Annotated in this window: 1 protein-coding gene; it reads right to left on the reverse strand. The window is 65.1% G+C overall.

Annotation, left to right across the window (positions count from 1 at the left end; genetic code table 11):
- Positions 1–3 precede the first annotated feature (3 nt).
- On the reverse strand, positions 4–433 hold a 430-nt coding region (locus ACT3SQ_RS19320), incomplete at its 5' end, for a transposase (protein WP_444601632.1).

Below are 433 nucleotides of genomic sequence, written 5' to 3' on the forward strand. Positions count from 1 at the left end.
GGCTCATCGCATCCGAGGGTGTAGCTGGTTTCTGAAGCCTCCTGATTCGAGGAGGCTGCGGGCGATGTAGTTGGTGAGGTTGCGGAAGCCGAGGGCCGAACCGCGTAGGTGCTCGAGTCGGCCGTTGATCGCCTCGGTGGGCCCGTTGCTGGTGCCGGGGCGATCGAAGAACGCCAGGATGTCGTCGGCGCGTTTGGTCAGCGTCCGGCCGAGCTTTCCCAGCTCGACGAGGGTGTCTGGGACCGTTGCTCTGAGGGCTGCGATGACCTTCTCCATCATCGTTCTGGCTCTGGTCCGGTCGGGTTCTCGATAGGCGGCGATCATGGCCTGGTAGATCTCCCAGGTCGCCTCGACCGCAGCGTGCGGGTGGTGGGTGAACAGGGCGCTGAGGCGTTCGCATTGCCGCTCGGTCAGCAGCTTGGTCCCGGTGTGG

This window comes from Brachybacterium sp. AOP42-C2-15 (assembly GCF_052377065.1).
Taxonomy (GTDB): Bacteria; Actinomycetota; Actinomycetes; order Actinomycetales; family Dermabacteraceae; genus Brachybacterium.